Origin of the sequence: Synechococcus sp. OH2 (genome assembly GCF_047462155.1) — a bacterium.
Taxonomy (GTDB): domain Bacteria; phylum Cyanobacteriota; class Cyanobacteriia; order Thermostichales; family Thermostichaceae; genus Thermostichus.
Window position 1 is genome coordinate 1 of record NZ_JANSIR010000009.1, and the last position, 5,040, is coordinate 5,040.

Annotated in this window: 3 protein-coding genes; 2 read left to right on the plus strand and 1 reads right to left on the minus strand. The window is 63.6% G+C overall.

The features are described 5' to 3' along the window. Positions 1-83: 83 nt before the first annotated feature. Positions 84-863, minus strand: a complete 780-nt coding sequence (locus tag NW835_RS00655) for a hypothetical protein (protein WP_414332523.1) — start codon at positions 861-863, stop codon at positions 84-86. A 280-nt stretch (positions 864-1,143) separates the two neighbouring features. On the opposite strand from NW835_RS00655, the gene NW835_RS00660 reads away from it, so the two are divergent. Then, entirely contained in the window at positions 1,144-2,439 is a 1,296-nt protein-coding gene (locus tag NW835_RS00660; RefSeq protein WP_414368072.1) for an efflux RND transporter periplasmic adaptor subunit, read from the plus strand. 55 nt (positions 2,440-2,494) lie between these two features. Then, positions 2,495-5,040: efflux RND transporter permease subunit (locus NW835_RS00665; RefSeq protein ID WP_414414257.1), on the plus strand; the 2,546-nt coding region annotated here is incomplete at its 3' end.

Consider the following 5,040-nt stretch of genomic DNA (forward strand, 5'->3'; position numbering starts at 1 on the left):
CGCTATCCCTCCCCACCCGGGTGGGGAATCCCGCGCCTTACGTTGAAATGGCGGCAATCTTGGGCCTGCAGGGGAGAGGATCCCTAGCGGTCCACCAGGCGCAGCTCAAAGGTAAGAATGTTGGCGGCCAAAATCTCCAAAGCTCCCCCCTCGATGAGGTCGCGGGTGAGGGCAGCCCCGGAGCCACTTTGTTGGATCAGCTCTCGGCTGCGGCGCACTGTCTCTTGGCGCTGGGGATCGTCCACGACCACCTGCCGCTGGTTGGAGAGGCTAAGGCGGTAGTAGTGGGGCAGCTCGCCACGGGTGGCGTCAATGGCCAGGTTGGTTTCTTCAGGAGCAACGCGGAAGGGGGCACGGGCGGTGAGCAGCGCCACCTGGATATCCTGATCCCGCCCGTCCAGGCCCTGGAGCTCGGAGATGTCGATCTGGAAGCGGAGGGTGTCGCGGTCGCGGCTGAGGCGCTCTGCCCGCACCTGGTTAAAGCCGACGGCAAACTCCCGCTCCGGCTCGCCAAACCGCTGGATGGTGGACTGCAAGACCGATTCTTCGTTGAGGGGGGTAACCCGGATGAGGTAGTCCCAGTTCTGGACAAAGGCATACTCATTGGGCCCGACGCGGACATTGGGATCCACCAGGTTGGCAGTGGGGCCAGGGCTGCCGGCCCGGCTGAGGGCCACCAGGTACCAATAGTTGGGGCTGATGGGCAAGCCCATGGTCATGCGCACTTCCAATACTGGCCGCGCCCAAGCAGCAACCGCCGTGAAGGCCGTGATGGCTGCTGCTCCGAGGCAGCTCCACAGCCAGTGCTGAGGACGACAGTCGAGCTGCAGCGGGCGAAACCAGGTTACGGCTACAGTCCTCATATCAACTTCCTCAACTGCAGCGACTTGCCTTCGCGTCAGGTAACAAAAGATCCGATGCTTGCGCAACAAGTTTAGAACCGTCTGGCCAAAGATGGCCGTTGTCCGGCGAGCTGGGGCTCTGGACGCTAAGCTGGGCTTTTGGCTAAGCATACACCTTAGTTCTGGATTGGGAAGGATGGCAAGCGCTTTTGCACAGGTGCAGGAAGGCACAGGCTCATTACCTTGGTTAGTTGAGCCAATGCAGAGAGGGGATCCCTCTGTTGTGGGAGCAGTTGTAATCATGAGGCGATTGCGAACAGCTCTGCCGCTGTTGTGTTTTTCTTTGCTGCTGGCTGCCTGTCGAGCGGGTGGGCCCCCTCGCGGCATGGAAGGCCGAGGAAGTGGACAAAGCCAGCCCACCCCGGTGGCCATCGGCGCCGTGGAAGAACGGCCCATTCAGGAGACTGCGGAGTTCATCGCCAGCCTCGGATCCCAGCAGGTGGCGAGCATCCGGCCCCAGGTCAGCGGACAGGTGACCCAGGTGTTCGTGCGGCTGGGATCCCAGGTCTCTGCCGGGGCGCCCCTGTTTGCGATCGACAGCCGGCAGCAACAGGCGGCGGTGGCCGGCCAAACGGCGGGGATCGCGGCGGCCCAGGCCAACCTGGAGAGCAGCCGAGCCGTGCTCAGCCAGTTGCGGGCGGAGCGGCTGCGGCTGGAGGCGGCGGCAGAGTTCGCCCAGGAGCAGCACGAGCGCAACCTGCGCCTCTTGGCCGAGGGGGCTATTAGCCAGGCGCAAGCGGATCAGTCCAGCCGCGATCTGCGCCAGGCGGAGGCAGCCTTGGCGGCCCAGCAGGAGCAGATCCGGGCCCAAGAGGCGGCCATCTTGCGGGCAGAGCGAGAGGTGGAGCGGGCCCGGGCCGAGGCGGAGCGGCAGCAGGTGCAACTGCAGTTTTTCCAGGTCACGGCTCCCTTTGCCGGCATTGTCGGCGAGGTGTTGGTGCGGCAGGGGGATTATGTGACACCCCAGACGGTTTTGACCACCCTGACCCAAACCCAGGCGCTGGAGCTGAACCTGAACATCCCGCTGCAGCAGGCCCCCCGCCTGCGCATCGGCACGCCGGTGCAGATCCTAGATAGCGGCGGCGAGGTCATCGGCACCAGCCAAGTCTCTTTCATTGCGCCTGAAGCGGATCCCGGCACGCAGTCGGTCCTGGCCAAGGCCTTGCTGGAGAACCCCGCCGGCCAGTTGCGTAACGCCCAGTTTGTGCGAACCCGCATCGTCTGGGAGGAGCGGCCAGCTTTGTTGGTGCCGGTGACGGCGGTAGCCCGTCTGGGCGCCCAAACCTTTGTCTACACGGTGCAGACTGCAGATCCTGCAGAAGAGGGCCAGCCCCCCGGAGCGGTGGCGGTGCAAAAGCCGGTGCGGCTGGGATCCATCCACGGCAACAGCTACGAGGTGCTGGAGGGGCTGCAGGCCAATGAGCCGATTGTGCTGAGCGGCCTGCAAAAAATCCGCGATGGCGCCCCCATCGTCGATGAGGTGCTTTTGCAGCAGAGGAGGCAAGGAGGAGGGAGACCACCTGGATCCCCGCCCTAGATCTCCCCTCTTGAGCTCGGCCACTCCCTTCTACTCCTCATGCGGATCCCTGTCTATGTTTGTTGACTTTTTCATTCGCCGCCCTGTCTTTGCCAGCGTCTGCTCCATCCTAATCGTGCTGGTGGGAGCGGTGAGCATCCCCCTGTTGCCGGTGGACTACTACCCGCAGGTGGCGCCGCCGGCAGTGACGGTGACCGCTGTTTACCCCGGGGCCGATGCCGAGACGGTGGAGACGGCGGTGACGAATGTGCTGGAGCAGGAGATCAACGGCGTCGAGGGCATCCGGTACATCTCCTCGGTCAGCAGCAGCAACGGCACCAGCCAGATCACCGTCACCTTCAGCCCGGATCGGGATCTGGACACAGCAGCTGTGGATGTGCAGAACCGGGTGGCACGCGTGCAGGCGCGGCTGCCGGCAGAAGTGATTCAAAACGGCCTCAGCGTGGAAAAAGCGGGCGATAGCGCTTTTGTGCAGGTGGTGGCGCTGCGCTCAGAGGCGGGGGAATACGACGAGCTGTTTGTGAGCAACTACGCCGAGCTGTTCGTGCGGGATGCCCTGCGGCGCATCCGTGGCGTTAGCGATGTCATCGTCTTTGGGGAGCGCACCTATGCCATGCGCATCTGGCTGGATCCGACGCGGCTGGCCGGCTACGGGCTGACGGCGCTGGATGTGGTGAACGCGGTGCGCCAGCAGAATATCCAGGTGCCTGCCGGCCAAATCGGCAGCCAGCCCAGCCTGCCGGATCAGGAGTTTCAGATCAGCGTCCAGGCCACGGGTCGGCTTTCCCAGCCGGAGGAGTTTGCCCAAATTGTCCTCAAAGCCAGCCCAAATGCCGGCTTGGTGCGCATTGCCGACGTGGGCCGGGTGGAGCTGGGAGCCCGAAGTTACGATACGTTCTTCCGCATCGGCGGCCAGGAGGCGGTGGGGATCGCCATCACCAAGCAGCCGGATGCCAACGCCCTCGAGGTGTCGCGGCAGGTGCGGCAGACGTTGGCCGAGCTGGCGAAAAATTTCCCGCCCGGCTTGATCTACGAGATCGCCTTCGACGCCACGCTGTTCATCACCGAGTCGGTACAAGAGGTGATCTTCACCCTGCTCCAGGCTATCGTCCTGGTGGTGCTGGTGCTGTTTATCTTTTTGCAAGATTGGCGCATCACCCTTATCCCTACCGTCACGATCCCGGTGGCGCTGCTGGGGACGTTCGCCTTTGTGCGCCTATTCGGCTTTTCCATCAACACCCTGACCATGTTTGGCCTCACTTTGGCCACCGGTTTGGTGGTGGACGACACCATCGTGGTGGTGGAGAACATCTCCCGCTACATCCGCGACCGCGGCATGCGGCCTCTGCAGGGGGCCTCGGCGGGGATGAACGAGGTGCTGGGGGCGGTGATTGCCACGACGCTGGTGCTGCTGGGCTTGTTTGTGCCGATCGCGTTCTTTCCCGGCACCAGTGGCCGCATCTACCAGCAGTTTGCCGTCACCATTGCCGTATCGGTTTCCCTGTCTACGTTTAATGCCATTACCCTGGCTCCGGCGTTGTCGGCGCTGCTGATCCGCCCACGTTCTGAGCAGATGTTTTGGCTGTTGCGCTGGTTTGACCGGGCGGTGGAAGGGATCCGCGCCGCCTATCGCCGGCTGCTGGAGCTGGTGGTGAAGCTGCGGCTGGTGGTGGTGGCGGGGTTTGTCGCCTGTCTGGGCCTCACCTATTGGCTGTTCCAGATCCTGCCAACGGGGTTTGTGCCGGATGAGGATCAGGGCTTTTTCATCACCATTGTGCAGGGGCCGCCGGGGGTTTCGCTCAACTACACCGACCGGGTCATCCGGCAGGCCAGCGCCATTTTGGACGGGATCCCGGAAATCGAAAACCAGGTGATCGTGGGGGGGTTCAGCTTTACTGGGCCCTCGCCGGGGAACGGGTTGATCTTCGCCACCCTCAAGCCCTGGGACAAGCGGCGGCGACCGGAACAATCGGCGCAGGCGATTGTCAACCGGCTGTTCGGGCCCTTTTTGGGCGGGATCAGCCGCTCGTTGGTGATCCCGATTTTGCCGCCAGCCATTCCCGATCTGGGAAACACGGGCGGGTTTACCTTCCAACTCCAGGATCGGGGGGTGAACGATTTCAACCTGCTGCAGCAGACGGCCAACGCCTTTTTCTTTGTGGGCAACTCGCCGCCCCCGCCGGGCCAGCCCCCCCTGGGCGTGCGGATTAATCCGCCCACCTTCAACGCCAACTCCCCCCGGTTGCAGGTCAAGGTGGATCGGGACATAGCGCAGGTGCTGGGGATCCCGCTGGCCGAGGTCTTCGGCACGCTACAGACGCTGCTGGGAGGCACCTATGTCAACGACTTTGACCTGTTCAACCGCAACTACCGGGTCTACGTCCAGGCGGACCAGGCTTTCCGGAGCAGCCCTGAACGTATTGGCCAGTTCTACGTGCGCGGTGGGCAGGGGCAGCTCTTGCCCTTGAGCACGTTGGTTCAGGTGGAGGAGACCACCGGCCCGGCGCTCATCAATCATTTCAACCTCTTCCGCTCGGCGGAGATCCAGGGCAGCCCGCTGCCGGGCTTCAGCTCGGGCCAGGCCATTCGGGCTATGGAAAG

Bases quoted from the DNA above. Each gene is read 5' to 3' on its own strand.
- NW835_RS00660 (WP_414368072.1), top strand. From the start codon at position 1,144: ATGAGGCGATTGCGAACAGCTCTGCCGCTGTTGTGTTTTTCTTTGCTG.
- NW835_RS00655 (WP_414332523.1), bottom strand. From the start codon at position 863: ATGAGGACTGTAGCCGTAACCTGGTTTCGCCCGCTGCAGCTCGACTGT.